General features: G+C 60.0%; 17 protein-coding genes. 5 read left to right on the top strand and 12 right to left on the bottom strand.

Annotation, left to right across the window (positions count from 1 at the left end):
• Positions 1 to 62: 62 nt before the first annotated feature.
• Together recJ and PspCFBP13509_RS24430 are read right to left on the bottom strand one after the other, a co-directional pair.
• Positions 63 to 1,772, bottom strand: a complete 1,710-nt coding sequence (gene recJ, locus PspCFBP13509_RS24435) for a single-stranded-DNA-specific exonuclease RecJ (protein ID WP_137212815.1) — start codon at positions 1,770 to 1,772, stop codon at positions 63 to 65.
• A 77-nt stretch (positions 1,773 to 1,849) separates the two neighbouring features.
• Positions 1,850 to 2,392, bottom strand: a complete 543-nt coding sequence (locus PspCFBP13509_RS24430; protein WP_027605467.1) for a YaeQ family protein — start codon at positions 2,390 to 2,392, stop codon at positions 1,850 to 1,852.
• A 148-nt stretch (positions 2,393 to 2,540) separates the two neighbouring features.
• On the opposite strand from PspCFBP13509_RS24430, the gene PspCFBP13509_RS24425 reads away from it, so the two are divergent.
• Positions 2,541 to 3,740, top strand: coding sequence for a CaiB/BaiF CoA transferase family protein (locus tag PspCFBP13509_RS24425; protein ID WP_027605466.1), 1,200 nt, complete (start codon positions 2,541 to 2,543; stop codon positions 3,738 to 3,740).
• Complete coding sequence (locus PspCFBP13509_RS24420) at positions 3,740 to 4,624, top strand: TIGR02285 family protein (RefSeq protein ID WP_137212814.1); 885 nt, start codon at positions 3,740 to 3,742, stop codon at positions 4,622 to 4,624. The genes PspCFBP13509_RS24425 and PspCFBP13509_RS24420 overlap by 1 nt, the downstream gene beginning before the upstream one ends.
• 170 nt (positions 4,625 to 4,794) lie before the next feature.
• On the opposite strand, the gene PspCFBP13509_RS24415 is transcribed toward PspCFBP13509_RS24420, so the two are convergent.
• Positions 4,795 to 5,079, bottom strand: a complete 285-nt coding sequence (locus PspCFBP13509_RS24415) for a DUF3509 domain-containing protein (protein ID WP_065924827.1) — start codon at positions 5,077 to 5,079, stop codon at positions 4,795 to 4,797.
• Between the two features lie 311 nt (positions 5,080 to 5,390).
• Here PspCFBP13509_RS24415 and PspCFBP13509_RS24410 point away from each other — a divergent pair, with 311 nt between their 5' ends.
• The gene (locus PspCFBP13509_RS24410) at positions 5,391 to 5,612 is read left to right on the top strand and encodes a hypothetical protein (protein WP_027605463.1); all 222 of its coding nucleotides are present in this window, start codon (positions 5,391 to 5,393) and stop codon (positions 5,610 to 5,612) included.
• 85 nt (positions 5,613 to 5,697) lie between these two features.
• Here PspCFBP13509_RS24410 and thrC read toward each other — a convergent pair whose 3' ends face one another.
• The 9 genes from thrC to ffh all read right to left on the bottom strand — a co-directional run bounded on the left by thrC (position 5,698) and on the right by ffh (position 14,099).
• A complete protein-coding gene (gene thrC / locus PspCFBP13509_RS24405) occupies positions 5,698 to 7,107 on the bottom strand; it encodes a threonine synthase (RefSeq protein WP_137212813.1) in 1,410 nt (469 codons plus the stop codon).
• A gap of 103 nt (positions 7,108 to 7,210) precedes the next feature.
• The gene (locus tag PspCFBP13509_RS24400; RefSeq protein ID WP_074847565.1) at positions 7,211 to 8,515 is read right to left on the bottom strand and encodes a homoserine dehydrogenase; all 1,305 of its coding nucleotides are present in this window, start codon (positions 8,513 to 8,515) and stop codon (positions 7,211 to 7,213) included.
• Positions 8,516 to 8,644: 129 nt separating this feature from the next.
• Complete coding sequence (locus PspCFBP13509_RS24395; protein ID WP_003175893.1) at positions 8,645 to 9,376, bottom strand: thioredoxin fold domain-containing protein; 732 nt, start codon at positions 9,374 to 9,376, stop codon at positions 8,645 to 8,647.
• 142 nt (positions 9,377 to 9,518) lie between these two features.
• Complete coding sequence (xerD, locus tag PspCFBP13509_RS24390; RefSeq protein WP_065924830.1) at positions 9,519 to 10,415, bottom strand: site-specific tyrosine recombinase XerD; 897 nt, start codon at positions 10,413 to 10,415, stop codon at positions 9,519 to 9,521.
• Positions 10,416 to 10,527: 112 nt separating this feature from the next.
• Positions 10,528 to 10,878, bottom strand: coding sequence for a 50S ribosomal protein L19 (gene rplS, locus PspCFBP13509_RS24385; protein WP_003175895.1), 351 nt, complete (start codon positions 10,876 to 10,878; stop codon positions 10,528 to 10,530).
• A 45-nt stretch (positions 10,879 to 10,923) separates the two neighbouring features.
• The gene (trmD, locus tag PspCFBP13509_RS24380) at positions 10,924 to 11,697 is read right to left on the bottom strand and encodes a tRNA (guanosine(37)-N1)-methyltransferase TrmD (protein ID WP_173390389.1); all 774 of its coding nucleotides are present in this window, start codon (positions 11,695 to 11,697) and stop codon (positions 10,924 to 10,926) included.
• The gene (rimM, locus tag PspCFBP13509_RS24375; protein WP_027605457.1) at positions 11,679 to 12,215 is read right to left on the bottom strand and encodes a ribosome maturation factor RimM; all 537 of its coding nucleotides are present in this window, start codon (positions 12,213 to 12,215) and stop codon (positions 11,679 to 11,681) included. Before rimM ends, trmD begins: the two co-directional genes overlap by 19 nt.
• A gap of 5 nt (positions 12,216 to 12,220) precedes the next feature.
• Positions 12,221 to 12,472, bottom strand: a complete 252-nt coding sequence (rpsP, locus tag PspCFBP13509_RS24370; protein ID WP_003238923.1) for a 30S ribosomal protein S16 — start codon at positions 12,470 to 12,472, stop codon at positions 12,221 to 12,223.
• Between the two features lie 250 nt (positions 12,473 to 12,722).
• A complete protein-coding gene (ffh, locus tag PspCFBP13509_RS24365) occupies positions 12,723 to 14,099 on the bottom strand; it encodes a signal recognition particle protein (protein WP_065924831.1) in 1,377 nt (458 codons plus the stop codon).
• Between the two features lie 234 nt (positions 14,100 to 14,333).
• On the opposite strand from ffh, the gene PspCFBP13509_RS24360 reads away from it, so the two are divergent.
• Together PspCFBP13509_RS24360 and PspCFBP13509_RS24355 are read left to right on the top strand one after the other, a co-directional pair.
• On the top strand, positions 14,334 to 15,146 hold the full coding sequence (locus tag PspCFBP13509_RS24360; RefSeq protein ID WP_065924832.1) for a cytochrome C assembly family protein: 813 nt from the start codon (positions 14,334 to 14,336) through the stop codon (positions 15,144 to 15,146).
• Positions 15,147 to 15,158: 12 nt separating this feature from the next.
• Positions 15,159 to 16,397: a transporter associated domain-containing protein gene (locus PspCFBP13509_RS24355; RefSeq protein ID WP_065924833.1), complete on the top strand. Its 1,239-nt coding sequence runs from the start codon at positions 15,159 to 15,161 to the stop codon at positions 16,395 to 16,397.
• Positions 16,398 to 16,519: the final 122 nt, after the last annotated feature.

The following is a 16,519-nucleotide window of genomic DNA, read 5'->3' as shown; positions in this document are numbered from 1 at the left end:
TGACTGAAACACCGCTATCGGGGCAAGCCCCCTCCCACAGTTGTTTGTGGTGTCAGTGAGATTTAACGCGGTTCGATATGCGCGATCATCAATTGCACGGTTTCATTGCCACGAAACTCGTTCACATCCAGCTTGTAGGCCAACTCCACCCAACGCACGGTCGGGTTCGGCCAGACTTCCCGGTCGACGCCGAAGGCAATGCCATCGAGCTTCACCGACCCGCATTCGCTCTTGAGCACCACTTTCAGGTGCCGCTCCCCTACTACCCGCTGCTCGACCAGTTGGAACACGCCATGGAACAACGGCTCGGGAAAGTGCTGCCCCCACGGCCCGGCGTGGCGCAATGCGCGCGCCAGTTCCAGGTGAAACTCTTCCACCGCCAGGGTGCCATCGGACAGCAGGCGCCCGGTGAGGTCTTCTTCGCGCAGCTGCCGACGCACTTCGGCGTCAAAGGCCTCGGCAAACAGTGGGAAGTTTTCCTCGGGCAAGGTCAACCCCGCCGCCATGGCGTGGCCGCCATATTTGCTGATCAGGTTGGGGTGCTGGCTCGCGACCACCGCCAGGGCATCGCGGATGTGGAAGCCTTGCACAGAGCGCCCTGAGCCCTTGAGCAGCCCATCGCCTGCATCGGCGAAGGCAATGGTGGGGCGGAAGTACCGCTCCTTCATGCGCGACGCAAGAATGCCGATCACACCTTGGTGCCAGTCCGGATCAAACAGGCACAAGCCGTAGGGCATTGAGTCCACCGGCAAGTCCTTGAGCTGAGCCAGGGCTTCGCGCTGCATGCCCTGCTCGATGGATTTGCGGTCCTGGTTCATGCCGTCCAGTTGTGCGGCCATTTCCCGTGCCGCGGCGAAATCCGTGGTGAGCAGGCATTCGATGCCCAGGCTCATATCGTCCAGGCGCCCGGCGGCGTTCAAGCGTGGCCCGAGGATAAAGCCGAGGTCGGTGGAGGTGATGCGCGCTGCATCCCGCTTGGCCACTTCGAGGATCGCCTTGATCCCCGGCCGTGCGCGACCGGCACGAATACGCTCCAGGCCCTGATGCACGAGGATGCGATTATTGGCGTCCAGGGGAACCACGTCGGCGACGCTGCCCAGGGCGACCAGGTCGAGCAGCTCGCCAATGTTGGGTTGAGGCTGGTTTTCATACCAGCCCAAACTGCGCAAACGCGCGCGCAGGGCCATCAGTACGTAGAAGATCACGCCCACGCCGGCCAGGGCCTTGCTCGGGAACTCACAGCCCGGCTGGTTCGGGTTGACGATGGCATCCGCCGCCGGCAGCTCATCACCAGGCAAGTGGTGATCGGTCACCAATACCTGCAACCCCGCCGCTTTCGCCGCCGCCACGCCTTCGACACTGGAGATGCCATTGTCCACGGTGATCAGCAACTGCGGCTCGCGCTGCAGGGCCACAGCGACGATTTCCGGGGTCAGCCCATAGCCGTATTCGAAGCGGTTGGGCACCAGGTAATCGACATGGGCCGCACCGAGCAAACGCAGGCCCAGGGTACCTACGGTGCTGGCGGTGGCACCATCGGCGTCGAAGTCACCGACGATGAGGATGCGCTGGCGCTGCTCCAATGCCGTCACCAGCAAGTCCACCGCCGCGTCGATGCCCTTGAGCTGCTGATAGGGAATCAACCGCGCCAGGCTCTTGTCCAGCTCGGCCTCGGACTGCACGCCACGAGCGGCGTAGAGACGGGTCAATAGCGGTGGCAATTCACCCAGGAAGGGCAAGACGGCGGGCAACGGGCGGGGATCGATACGCATGGGACGTTGGGGAGTTCTCTGTAGGGGGATATTAGCTTCAAGCTTCAAGCTTGTAGCTTGAGGCTCGCAGCTCCAATTCAACCGCGTTCGCCGACCAGCCATTGCAGTTGCACTTCGTGCTGGCCACGGTCGTCGGTGACGAAGATCGTGCCTTCACTGATCATCACGTCCCACTTGATCACGCGGGGCATATCCTTGGCCAGAACCTCCAGAATCTCCTGGGGCACTGCTGCGATGTGGACATTCTTCAGGGTGTTCGCCACCGGCACCACTTTGCCTTCCCAAACACGCAAGCTGCCGTATGCCAGCAGGCTGGTGCGCTCGGTGCGACGCGAGCACCAGGTCAGGCGGTCGGCATCCGGCTGGCCGACTTCGATCCAATGCAAAACCCGATCATCCAGGCTTTTTTCCCACAGGGCTGGCTCGTCTACATCTGACAGGCCACGACCGAACGCCAACTGTTCGTTGTAAAAAAGGGCGTAGGCCAGCAGACGCACGGTCATGCGTTCTTCAGTTTCCGAGGGGTGGCGAGCGATGGTCTGCTTGACGCTCTCGTACACCGAACGGTCGAGGTCGGTGAGGTTGAGTTCGAATTTGTAGGTCGTGGACGGCTGGGCCATGAACGGGCTTCTAGAGACAGGGAAAGGCGGCCAGTCTAACCGATGGCGAGGCCATTCAACGAATCCTGCGCTGCATCATCCTTATCCCTGGCCTGCTCGCCTATGTTAAAAGGCTTCACATCACCGTTCTGCGCAGACAAGGATCCCCATGTCGTTTAATGCCAAACCGCTTGCCGGCCTGAAAGTCATCGAACTCGGCACCCTGATCGCCGGGCCCTTCGCCTCACGCATTTGTGCTGAATTCGGTGCCGAGGTGGTCAAGGTCGAATCCCCGGACGGCGGCGACCCGTTGCGCAAATGGCGCAAGCTGTATGAAGGCACCTCGTTATGGTGGTTTGTGCAGGCGCGCAACAAAAAGTCCCTGACGTTGAACCTCAAGCACCCGGACGGGCTGGCGATTCTCAAGCAACTGCTGGCAGACGCCGACATCCTGATCGAAAACTTCCGTCCCGGCGTACTGGAGAAGCTTGGCCTGAGCTGGGAAACCCTGCATGGGCTGAATCCAAAACTGGTGATGGTGCGCCTCTCGGGTTTTGGCCAGACCGGGCCGATGAAAGACCAGCCCGGGTTTGGCGCAGTGGGCGAGTCCATGGGCGGGCTGCGCTATATCACCGGTTTCGAAGATCGCCCGCCGGTGCGCACCGGAATCTCCATTGGTGACTCCATCGCCGCGCTGTGGGCGGTCATCGGCGCCTTGATGGCGCTGCGTCATCGCGAGGTTAACGGCGGTGTGGGCCAGGTGGTCGATGTGGCGCTGTATGAAGCCATCTTCGCCATGATGGAAAGCATGATCCCCGAGTTCGACGTATTCGGGTTTATTCGCGAACGTACCGGCAACATCATGCCCGGCATCACGCCGTCGTCGATCCACACCAGCGCGGACGGCAAGCACGTACAGATCGGTGCCAACGGCGATGCCATCTTCAAACGCTTCATGAGTGCCATCGGCCGGGAAGACCTGGCGAACGATCCACAACTGGCCAGCAATGACGGGCGCGATAGCCGTCGCGATGAACTCTATGGCGTGATTGATCGCTGGGTGAACTCGCTGCCGCTGGAGCAGGTGGTGGAGCAACTCAACAAGGCTGAAGTGCCCGCCAGCCGTATCTACAGCGCCGAGGACATGCTGGGCGACCCGCAATTCCTCGCGCGCGAGATGTTCCTCAAGGCCCGGCTTCCCGGCGGCAAGGACTTCAAGATGCCGGGCATCGTGCCCAAGCTGTCGGACACACCGGGCAGTTGCGAATGGGTGGGGCCGCAACTGGGTGAACACAACGGCGTGGTGTTGGGCGAGCTGGGATACGACGCCGCTGCCATTGTCCGCCTGCGTGAGCAAGGTGCAATCTGATGCCCCACGGCTGCAAACACTGGCTCATTGCGCTGTACCTGGCCGCCATGCTGGCCGGCGGCTGGCCCGTACCGGCGAGCGCAGAGGGCACGTTGATCTGGTTATTGCGCGACTTGCCGCCGCTGACCATCTTCGAAGGGCCAGGCAAAGGCCAGGGTGCCCTGGACCAGTTGCTGCCGATACTGATCGGACACTTGCCGGAATATCGCCACCAGGTAATGCACGTCAATCGCGCGCGCGGCATGCAGATGCTGCGCGAACCCACGCTCACCTGCGATCCATCCTTGCTGTGGACGGCCGAGCGGGCCAGGTACATCGTATTTTCCAGGCAGGCGTTTGTGGTCGCCAGTAATGGCATCACGATCCGACGCAGCCAGCAGGGCGCCCTGGCGGCGTTTATCGTAGACGGCCAATTTGACCTGCAGGCCTTCTTCGACGCCCCTAAGGCAAGGGTAGGCGCGATCGCGGAACGCAGCTACGGCGCCGTTATCGATGAGCGACTGAAACAGGCCGACACACACAAACTGGCACTGCACTACGGCAACGATGCCCTTGGCAGCTTGCTGCAGATGCAGCGCCTGGGCCGGCTGGAGGCAGTGCTGGGCTATTGGCCGGAAATCCGCTACCACGCGATGCAACAGGGGATCGCAGCCGACGACCTCAGCTTCTACCCCATCAAGGGCACAGCGCCTTACCAGCGCACGCATATCGGCTGCTCGGATACACCTGAGGGGCGCGAAGCCATGGAACGGATCAACCAGGTTCTGCCCAGCCTCCCGCTGGCACAAGTACAACAGTCCTATGCCGCCTGGCTGGACCCTGTCATGCGTGAACATTACCTGCGAGACAACCCGAGCTTTTTCCAGGACTCGCCAGCGCCGTGACAAATCCCAGGCAAAAAGAAACCCCGAAGAGTGGGGAGACACTTCGGGGTTAAACGTGGCCTACAAAGACCAGTACAACAAGGCACAAACACCGGAGCACAATGTTTGCTCTTGCTGTTACGAAATCTGACCGGCCATGACGTGGGAAGTTTCCATCTATAAACAATTCTTCATGCAACGGCAGCGCTGCGGGTCTGGGCGGCGTTGCGCAAGGCCGCGATGACCGAGGGTTCCAGGCGTCCTTCAGCGATCTTGAGATCACGCAGCAGGCAATCCACCACATCCACCAATAGGCGCTTATCGAGCAATTGCGCCCGGTCGACTTCACGCTCGACCATGATCGCACCGGCGGGGTTCTTCACGGTTACCAGGCACTCTTCCTGCACACCTGCGGTGGTCAACGTCACCTGATAAGGGCTCAGTGCCTCTTCGAGCAATAGGCTGATACTTTCCATCTCGATCACCACTCAATAGTTCGCAAACATTCTTGTAAACGGGAGCTGCATCTATCCTAAGTGACTGGTTGTGACGTAGGAAAGTTCGCTTTTTCGTTTATGCGGGGTTGTCGGGGGATGACGTTTCCAGCATGCGCTTGCAACATGACAGGCAAAAAACGGCGGCACATAAATGCTTACGCAATGGGCTGCTGTTTTGGGCTTCCCCTGCCGCGCAGGCCATGGGTGAATCCTATACTCGATGAGCGCTGATCACAGTGCCACGTGGGTAAAGCGTATGCCAAAGGCCCTTATTGCGAAGGAGGAATGCGATGGTGGAAAACGATGAGCGACTGGCGACGATGGAGAAAATGCATGCCGATGTAAGGCGCATTTACGCAGAAATATCACGCATGCAGGCTGAGCAAGATAAGCTCAGATCGGAATCCCTGAAAATAAACTGTGAAACTTTCTGGTACCCCATGGGCGTAGCAATGGCCGTGGTCGCAACGATTGCTTCGATTACTGGAGTAGCGATTAAGTTGCTCTTGTAAACGGCACGCTGTCGGGCCTGCCAGAAACAAAAAACGCCGCTGACCCAAGGAAGGGAAAGCGGCGTTTTTGTCTTGGTGACCTGCCTTACAAAGGCTTGCCACGATTGCCATGCTGGCTGACAAACGCCTGCATCGCCTTCAAGTCATTCGGCAGCACCGTGCAACGCTCTTCACGCTCGAACAGGTCTGTCAGGTGCACCGGCAGTTCCAGCGCCTTGCCGACACCCGCCTTCTCCACCGCTTCCGGGAATTTCACTGGATGGGCGGTGCCGAGGATCACCATCGGGATATCCAGGCTACGACGGCATTCGCGGGCGGCCTTCACCCCAATGGCGGTGTGCGGGTCGAGCAGCTCGCCGGTCTGGGCGTAGACCTCGGCGATGGTTTCACAGGTCTGCGCGTCGTCCACGGCCAGGGAGTCGAACAGCTTGCGGGTTTCGGTCCAGCGCTCTTCATCAACGCTGAAACCGCCGCCGCTCTTGAAGGTGTCCATCAAGCCGGCGATGGCTGCGCCGTTGCGACCGTGCATGTCGAACAGCAGGCGTTCGAAGTTCGACGACACCATGATGTCCATGGACGGCGACAAGGTGGCGTGCAGGGTTTCCTTGACGTATTGGTTGCCGCTCATGAAGCGGTGCAGGATGTCGTTACGGTTGGTGGCGACGATCAACTGGTTGACCGGCAGGCCCATGTTACGGGCCAGGTAGCCGGCGAAGATGTCGCCGAAATTGCCGGTCGGCACCGAGAACGACACCGAGCGCGCCGGGCCACCCAACTGCAGCGAGGCGTGGAAGTAGTAGACGATCTGGGCCATGATCCGCGCCCAGTTGATCGAGTTCACCGCCACCAGGCGTGTGCCTTTGAGGAAGCCCTGGTCGGCGAAGCTGTTCTTGACCATTTCCTGGCAGTCGTCGAAGTTGCCTTCGATGGCGATGTTATGGATGTTCTCGCCGAAGATGGTGGTCATCTGGCGGCGCTGTACTTCCGAGACACGCTTGTGCGGGTGCAGGATGAAGATGTCGACGTTTTCGCAGTGCTTGCAGCCTTCGATGGCGGCCGAACCGGTATCACCCGAGGTGGCGCCGATGATCACCACGCGCTCGCCGCGCTTCTCCAGCACGTAGTCCAGCAGGCGACCCAGCAGTTGCAGGGCGAAGTCCTTGAACGCCAGGGTCGGGCCATGGAACAGCTCGAGCACCCATTCGTTGCCGTTGAGCTGGCGCAGAGGCGCGATGGCGCTGTGGGAAAACACGCCGTAGGTCTCTTCCAGAATCTTTTTGAAATCCGCATCGGGGATGCTGCCGGTGACGAACGGGCGCATCACCCGGAACGCCAGCTCGTGGTACGGCAGGCCGGCCCACGAAGCGATTTCTTCCTGGGTAAAGCGTGGCAGGTTTTCCGGCACGTACAGGCCGCCGTCAGTGGCAAGGCCTGCCAGCAAGACGTCTTCGAAATTCAGGGCCGGTGCCTGGCCGCGGGTGCTGATGTAGCGCATAAAAGCAAACCTTTGGTTTGAGCTTCAAGCTTCAAGCTACAAGCGGCAAGTTAAAGCTGATCGGCTTTTACTTGCAGCTTGCAGCTAATAGCTTGCAGCTGGATTAATTCAAATGTTCGACGCGAATCCGTACTACCGGCCCAACCACACCCTGGAGAGCTTCCAGTGACTGGATGGCATCGTTGATGTGCTGCTCGAGCACCCGGTGGGTCAGCAGGATCATCGGCACCTGGCCGTTCTGCTCCTCGACTTCCTTCTGCATGATCGACTCGATGTTGATACCGCGCTCCGACAGGATGCTGGCCACCTGGGCCAACACGCCCGGGTGATCCTTGGCCTGGATGCGCAGGTAGTAGGCGCTTTCGCATGCCTCGATCGGCAGGATCGGGTGGGCCGACAGCGAATCCGGCTGGAAGGCCAGGTGCGGCACGCGGTTTTCCGGGTCGCTGGTCATGGCGCGCACCACGTCCACGAGGTCGGCGATCACCGACGAAGCGGTCGGTTCCATGCCGGCGCCGGCACCGTAGAACAGGGTGGAGCCGGCGGCATCACCGTTGACCATCACGGCGTTCATCACGCCATTGACGTTGGCGATCAGGCGGTCAGCCGGGATCAGCGTCGGGTGCACACGCAACTCGATTCCCGCCGGGGTGCTGCGCGCGACACCGAGGTGCTTGATGCGGTAGCCCAGGGCTTCGGCGTAGTTCACGTCGGCAGTGGTCAGCTTGGTGATGCCTTCGGTGTAGGCCTTGTCGAACTGCAGCGGGATACCAAAGGCGATGGACGCCAGGATGGTCAGCTTGTGCGCCGCGTCGATGCCTTCCACGTCGAATGTCGGGTCGGCTTCGGCGTACCCCAGTGCCTGGGCTTCAGCCAGTACGTCTTCGAAGGTACGGCCCTTCTCGCGCATTTCGGTGAGGATGAAGTTACCGGTGCCGTTGATGATGCCGGCCACCCAGTTGATGCGGTTGGCGGACAGGCCTTCACGGATCGCCTTGATCACCGGGATACCGCCGGCAACCGCGGCTTCGAACGCCACGATCACGCCTTTCTCGCGGGCCTTGGCGAAGATCTCGTTGCCGTGTACGGCGATCAGCGCCTTGTTGGCGGTGACCACGTGCTTGCCATTCTCGATGGCCTTGAGCACCAGCTCGCGAGCCACGGTGTAACCGCCCACCAGCTCGATGACGATATCGATTTCAGGGTTGGTGGCCACGGCGAAGACATCGTTGGTAATCGCAATACCGGTCGTTTGGAACTGAGGCTTTGGCGAACGCGTGGCAATTTGCGCCACTTCAATCCCACGCCCTGCACGGCGGGAAATTTCTTCAGCATTACGCTGAAGTACGTTGAAGGTGCCGCCACCGACGGTCCCTAACCCACAGATGCCTACTTTGACCGGTTTCACTGAAGAACTCCCCATGAAACGGCCGACGCTAGGTCGGCCGTGAAAAACAGCCGCACAACTGCGGCTTTCAATTAATGGCCCGCCGACTTATCCACGGGCCAGCATCGTCAAAGGTTCGACAATGCTGGTTTATTTGGCACTCAGCGCCAGTTTGGCAACTTGTGGTGCCGGCTGGTAGCCCGGAATCACCTGGCCGTCAGCCAAAACGATGGCCGGTGTACCGTTGACGCCGATGGACTGGCCCAGTGCAAATTGCTTCGACACCGGGTTGGCGCACTTGGCGGCCTTGATTTCCTTGCCATCGACCATCTTGTCCATGGCCGCTTTCTTGTCGGCCGAGCACCATACGGCCTGCAACTGCTCGTCGCCTGGCGAACCCAGGCCCTGGCGCGGGAACGCTACGTAGCGCACTTCCACGCCGAGCTTGTTCAGCGCAGGCACTTCGGCATGCAACTTGTGGCAGTACGGGCAGGTGGTGTCGGTGAACACGGTGATATGGGTCTTGGTCTCGCCGATGGCCGGGTAAACCACGGTTTCAGCCACCGGGATGCCGTTGATCAGCTTGGACACGCCCAGGCGCTCGGCTTTCTCGGTCAGGTTGACCGGCTTGCCGTCCTTGAGCTGGAACAGGTAGCCCTGGACGATGTACTGACCGTCTGCACTGGCGTACAGCACGCGGCTGCCCTTGAGCTTGACTTCATACAGGCCGGCCATGGGGCTGGCACTGATGCTTTCGATCGGGGTGTCGAGTTGCAGGTTGGCCAGGCTCTTGCGGATGGTCTGCTCGGCAGCGTCATCGGCGACGGCAAAGGTGGAAACCAACGCAATGGCTGCGGCGGCAATAATCTGGGTCAAGCGCATGGAAACTCCTGAAGGCAGATGCAGGGACGGGTGCAGGCGCGCCAATACGGAAACACGGGTGCGGGCGGTCCCCTTTGCTAACCGGCAAAGCCTACCACAGTTGGGCCGCAGGGCAGCCCGTGGAGGAATAAATTGGCGCTTTTCAGCCTCGCGGGTGGTGCTTGGCATGCATATCCTGCAAGCGCGCACGCGCCACATGGGTGTAGATCTGGGTGGTGGATAAGTCGCTGTGCCCGAGCAGCATTTGCACCACGCGCAAATCCGCACCGTGGTTGAGCAAATGGGTGGCGAATGCATGGCGCAAAGTGTGGGGCGACAGGCTCTTGCCGATCCCCGCGACCTTGGCCTGGTGTTTGATGCGATGCCAGAACGTCTGGCGGGTCATCTGTTCGCCGCGTTGGCTGGGAAACAGCACATCGCTGGGCCGCCCGCCAAGCAGCTCGCTACGGGCATCGCGCATGTAGCGCTCGACCCACACAATCGCTTCCTCCCCCATCGGCACCAGCCGCTCCTTGCTGCCCTTGCCCATTACCCGCAGCACCCCCTGGCGCAGATTGACTTGCTCCAGAGTCAGGCTGATCAGCTCCGTGACCCGCAGGCCACAGGCATACAACACTTCCAGCATGGCGCGGTCACGCTGGCCGATGGCTTCGCTGAGGTCGGGCGCAGCGAGCAAGGCATCGACGTCGGCTTCCGACAGGGATTTGGGCAAGGGCCTGCCCAGTTGCGGCATATCGATTTGCAGGGTCGGATCGAGGGTAATCAGTTTCTCCCTGAGCAAATAGCGATAAAAGCCACGCACACCGGAGAGAAATCGTGCAGTGGAACGGGGTTTGTAGTTCTGCTCCAGACGCCAGGCCAGGTGATCGAGGATCAGCTCGCGGCCGGCATTGATCAGTTCCAGGTGTTTCTCCTGCAGCCAGCCGTTGAACAGCGCCAGGTCGCTGCGGTAGGCCTGGCGGGTGTTATCTGACAGGCCTTTTTCCAGCCATAGGGCATCGAGGAAACGGTCGATCAGGGGGTGGTCGATGGCGGGCATAGGGACTCGAACAGAAAAATGGCGGAATCAGGTAGATCCTATCCCGGACCTCAAATCGCGGGCACAAAAAAGCAGCCCGTAGGCTGCTTTTTTCTGCATCGGGAAGCTGGACTTAAGCCAGTTTTTCCTTGATGCGAGCTGCTTTACCGGACAGGTCACGCAGGTAGTACAGCTTGGCTTTACGTACGTCACCGCGACGCTTGACGGCCATGCTGTCGATTTGCGGGCTGTAGGTCTGGAAAGTACGCTCTACGCCAACACCGTTGGAGATTTTACGAACAGTGAAAGCACTGTTCACACCACGGTTACGCTTGGCGATTACCACGCCTTCGAACGCTTGCAGACGCGAACGGTCGCCTTCCTTCACTTTCACCTGGACGACAATAGTGTCGCCCGGGGCAAAGGTAGGGATCTCTTTGGTCATCTGCTCTGCTTCGAGTGCAAGGATGATTTTGTTAGTCATGCTGTGCTCCTAAGGTAAGTCAATGGACCTACCATCGATACGTTGTTAACTATCGTCCCGCGCGAGGATGTATTCCTCGAGCAGCTTCTTCTCTTCTCCAGAAAGCGAGCGGCTTTCCAGAAGATCGGCGCGTCGTTCATAGGTCCGACCAAGGGACTGCTGTAAACGCCAACGCCGGATGTGTGCGTGATTGCCACTTAGCAATACGTCGGGAACACGCTGATCCGCATACACCTCCGGTCGGGTGTAGTGCGGGCAATCCAGCAAACCATCCGTGAAGGAATCTTCCTCCGCGGAGTCCGCATGCCCTAAAGCTCCAGGCAGCAGTCGTGTAACCGCATCTATCAGGACCATCGCCGGCAGCTCACCGCCAGACAGGACATAGTCCCCAATCGACCACTCTTCATCGACATGAGCCTCAATAAAGCGCTCGTCAATGCCTTCATAGCGACCGGCAATCAGGATCAGTGCTTCCTCATTCGCCAGTTCGCGGACCCCAGCCTGTTTCAGCTGGCGGCCTTGAGGGGACAGGTAAATAACCTTCGCCTTCTCCCCGGCGGCTGCCTTGGCCTGAGCCAACGCGTCTTCCAGGGGCTTGATCTTCATCACCATGCCCGGGCCACCGCCAAATGGGCGATCGTCCACAGTGTGATGTCGATCCGTCGTGTAGTCTCGCGGGTTCCAACAGGTGAGCTGCAACAGCCCCTGTTTCACCGCCCGACTGGTGATGCCGTACTCGCTGATGGCGGAGAACATCTCGGGAAACAAACTGATCACTTCAATGCGCAAATTAGCCACGCTTAGAAGTCCGCGTCCCATTCCACCTTCATCTCGCCTGCGGCCAGGTCGACAGCCAACACGCATTGCTCGGTATAGGGCAACAGGCGTTCGCGATCATCCAGGCTGCCAGCGCAAGGCTTGACCACCATTACATCATTGGCGCCGGTTTCCAGAAGATGATCGATTTTCCCGAACAATTGCCCGAGTTGATCAATAACCTTCAGACCTTCCAACTGGTACCAGTAGTACTCGCCGTCGGTCAATTCAGGGAACAGGTTGCGCGGCACGCAGATCTCATAACCGGCCAGAAGACGAGCTTCTTCACGGTCATCAAGACCCTTGAGCTTTGCGACCAGGAACTTATCGCTCCCGCGCCCACTGACCAGCTCGACCTGCTTCACACTACCTTCGCGCTTGAGCGTCCAGGTCTTGTACTGCAACAGGTTTTCAGTCGGATCAGTAAAGGAATACACCTTCACTTCGCCGCGAACGCCATGAACAGAATAAATCTTGCCGATAACGATCAAATCATCAGCAACAGTTGGCGTCGCGTTCATATTGCTCAGGCTGCGGCCTTAGCCGAGTCCTTCAACAACTTGGCAACACGCTCAGACGGTTGTGCACCAACGCTCAGCCAGTAGGCTACGCGCTCTTGGTTCACGGACAGGCGGACTTCTTGACCACGAGCGATCGGGTTGAAGAAACCTACTTGTTCCTTGTGAGAGCCGTCACGTGGGTTGCGGCTGTCAGTTACGGTCAAGTGGTAAAACGGGCGCTTTTTGGAGCCGCCAAGGGCAAGACGGATTGTTAGCATGTGAACATCGTTCCTGTAGTCGGTGCTGCAAATCTAAATGCACAGCGGGCATAGGTGCCCGAAAGGCCGCATATTCTAAGGAATATCCGGACTTTTGCAAATGTCTTTTTCTGGCGCCTATCAGCGGGCCATTCAGATCTGCTAGAGAGCCGTCGGTTAAAACGGCAGGTCAGCCCCCGCCAACGGCGGGTTTGCTGGAGATCCCACATCCCTGTGGGTCGGAGCAGGAGTGAACTCCCGCTCGAATACTTTACATTTTCGGCATGCCGCCGCCGGGCAACATACCGCCCATGCCGCGCATCATCTTGGCCATTCCGCCCTTGGCGGAGAATTTCTTCATCATCTTCTGCATCTGCTTGTGCTGCTTGATCAAGCGACCGATGTCCTGCACCTGGGTGCCGGAACCCATGGCGATCCGACGCTTGCGCGAACCGCTGATCAGCTCAGGGTCGCGGCGCTCGGCCGGGGTCATGGAGTTGATGATGGCTTCCATCTGCTTGAACTGCTTCTCTGCCGCGCCCTGGGCATTGCCCATTTGCGCCAGGTTCACACCGCCGATGTTCGGCAGCTTGTCCATCAGGCCGCCAAGGCCGCCCATGCTCTTCATTTGTTGCAGTTGGTCGCGGAAGTCTTCGAGGTCGAAGCCCTTGCCCTTCTTCAACTTTTTAGCAAGCTTATCGGCTTTGTCCTTGTCGAGCGTCGCTTCGGCCTGTTCGATCAGGCTGAGCACGTCGCCCATGCCGAGGATACGCGAGGCGATACGCTCAGGGTGGAACGGTTCGAGCGCTTCGCTCTTCTCGCCCATACCGATGAACTTGATCGGCTTGCCGGTGATGGCACGCACCGACAGCGCGGCACCGCCACGGGCGTCGCCGTCCACCTTGGTGAGGATCACGCCGGTCAGCGGCAGCGCATCGCCGAAGGCCTTGGCGGTATTGGCCGCATCCTGGCCGGTCATGGCGTCGACCACGAACAGCGTCTCGACCGGGTTGATCGCGGCATGCAGCGCCTTGATCTCGCCCATCATCTCTTCATCGATGTGCAGGCGACCGGCGGTATCGACGATGACCACGTCGATGAACTTGAGCCTTGCTTCTTTAATAGCGGCGTTGGCGATGTCGACCGGCTTCTGGCTCAGGTCGGACGGGAAGAAGGTCACGCCCACTTCGCCCGCGAGCATTTCCAGCTGCTTGATGGCCGCCGGACGGTACACGTCGGCCGATACCACCATCACGGACTTCTTCTTGCGCTCTTTAAGGAAGCGCGCCAGCTTGCCGGCGGTGGTGGTCTTGCCCGCACCTTGCAGGCCGGCCATCAACACGACGGCCGGTGGCACGGCACTGAGGTTCAAATCTTCGTTGGCCGCACCCATCAGGCTTTCGAGTTCGGCCTGGACGATCTTCACAAAGGCCTGGCCCGGCGTCAGGCTGCGGGACACTTCAGTGCCCACTGCGCGCTCTTTGACCGAGTTGACGAAGTCCTTCACCACTGGCAAGGCCACGTCGGCTTCCAGCAACGCCATGCGCACTTCGCGCAGGGTGTCTTTAATATTGTCCTCGGTCAGCTTGGCCTTGCCGGTTACATGGCGCAGCGTCTGCGAGAGACGGTCAGTCAGGTTTTCAAACATGCGCGATCCTTTCAGGCCCTAATCATCGAAATGCATTGGTAGACCGAGGTAATGGCAGCCCAGGCTGTGGTAAATCGCTATTAAACACAGCGCTCGGCGAGCCTGCGGCGTGGGCAGATCGCGGATTATAGCGAAGACTGCGTCCATGCACACCCGCTGTCTGGTCCGGGAGTCTTTCGTGGAACGCAGGTGTATGCCAAACTCAGCGCCTTTCGGGCTTGTCTATCAGGATTTATGGTCCCCTTGTCACCCAGTTTGCTACCCAGCCTCGCCGCCGCACTCCTTTATGCCGCTGCGACCCTCTATCAGGGCACTCGTCTTGCCCAAGGCACCAAGGCGGACAAACGCCTGCTGGTCGGCCTGGGCGTCCTCGCCCTGCTGGCCCACGCCGCGAGCCTGTTCACCCACCTGATGACCCCGGTTGGCCTGGGCCTGGACTTTTTCAGCGCCGCCAGCCTGATCGCTGCAGCAGTCATCGCGCTGACATTGCTGGCCTGCTACCGGATCCCCGTCGAGAACCTGCTGGTCCTGCTCTTTCCCCTGGGCGTGCTGACGGTGCTGCTGGCGCAGTTCGCCCCCACCGGCACCGTACAGGTGATTGACGAAGAGCCCGGCATCCTCGCGCATATCCTGTTGTCGATCCTGGCCTATGGCATGTTCACCATCGCGGTGTTCCAGGCCCTGCTCCTGCTGTTGCAGGACCACCAACTCAAGCACAAGCACCCTTCCGGCCTGATCAAGAACTTCCCACCGCTGCAAACCATGGAAAGCCTGCTCTTCGGTTTCCTGTGGGCCGGCTGGACCCTGCTTTCGCTGTCGCTGATCTCCGGCTGGCTGTTCGTCGAAAACCTGTTTGCCCAGCACCTGGTGCACAAGACCCTGCTGGCCTGCCTGGCCTGGATCGTGTTCAGCGTGCTGCTGTGGGGCCGCAACCGCCTCGGCTGGCGCGGGCATAAAGCGATCCGCTGGACCCTGGCCGGTTTCTGCCTGCTGATGCTGGCCTATTTCGGCAGCAAGCTGGTTCGCGAATACATCCTGCATATCTGACGGGCAGCAATCATGGACAACTTGCCCCTGGGGCCGATGCTCGCGGTAATCGCCTTGCTGGTGTTATGGGCCGGGCTGTTTACCGCCATCGAAGCCGCACAACAGCACCTGCTGGCCCTGCGCCCCGGCACTCGCCAGGGAGACAAAGCGGCCGCCCGCCTGAATTTCCCGCGTCACAGCCTGATCCTGTGCAACAGCCTGTGTCGCGCCGCCGTGGTGATTCTCTGCACCCTGCTGGCGATCTATGCTTGGGCACAGAACGGCCCTTGGCTCGGCTGGCTGATGTCCTGTGCACTCCTGCTGGTGCTGGCCGACTACCTGCCGCGCGCCCTGGCCACCCGTTATCCGCAAGCGATCCTGGGCTTTGGCAATACGCTGCTGGGCGTACCGCTGAAAATCCTCTATCCCCTGGCCTGGCTGCTCAACGGCATCAGCCTGCTGTTATTGCGCCCGTTTGCGCGCAAATCCGGGGTGGTTAAAAAGAGCGATGAACCGCTACCCGACCACGATGACGAACCCGAGCCTGATGCCGACGCCGACCGCACCCCCGGCATGCCTGGCATCCACGCGCTGGACAACATCACGGTCAATGACATCCTGGTGCCACGCAGTGAAGTGGACGGCATCAACCTCGACGACTCGATTGAAGACATCATCGAACAACTGCGCACCTCCCCGCGCACCCGCCTGCCGGTGTTCCACAGTGATATCAACCAGGTCCAGGCCGTGCTCAATACCCGCCAGGTCCAGCACCTGCTGCCCGATGCCAGCCTGACCAAGGACGCATTGCTCGCCGCCTGCCACGAACCCTACTTCGTCCCGGAAAGCACCCCACTGCAACTGCAACTGCTGAACTTCCACAAACAGCAGCGGCGCCTGGGCATGGTCGTGGATGAGTACGGCGAAGTGCTGGGCATCGTCACCCTGGAAGACATCCTCGAAGAAATTGTCGGTGAATTCGAAAGTGAGCAAAGCACCGACAACCCGCACATCGAAGCCCAGACCGACGGCCGCTACATCATTGATGGCGCCGCCTCGATCCGCGAACTGAACAAGAGCCTGGGCTGGCACCTGCCCAGCGACGGCCCAAAGACCCTCAACGGCCTGGTGACCGAAGCGCTGGAAACCATTCCGGATTGCGCGGTGTGCCTGAAGATCGGGCGCTATCGCCTGGAAATCCTCGAGACCGAAGACAACCGCGTAGCGAAAGTGCTGATCTGGCACACCAGCCGAGTGCCTGTCGCCGCGTAGCTCTCCTGACAAACCAAAATCCAAATGTGGGAGGGGGCTTGCTCCCGATAGCGGTGTGCCATTCACTGCATTCGGGGACTGACCCACTGCCATCGGGAGCAAGCCCCCTCCCACATTTGGAT

The organism is Pseudomonas sp. CFBP13509, assembly GCF_005233485.1.
In the GTDB taxonomy this organism is placed as follows: Bacteria; Pseudomonadota; Gammaproteobacteria; order Pseudomonadales; family Pseudomonadaceae; genus Aquipseudomonas; species Aquipseudomonas marginalis.
Note: the sequence above shows the minus strand (reverse complement) of the source record. Positions and strands in the feature narration are given on the sequence as shown.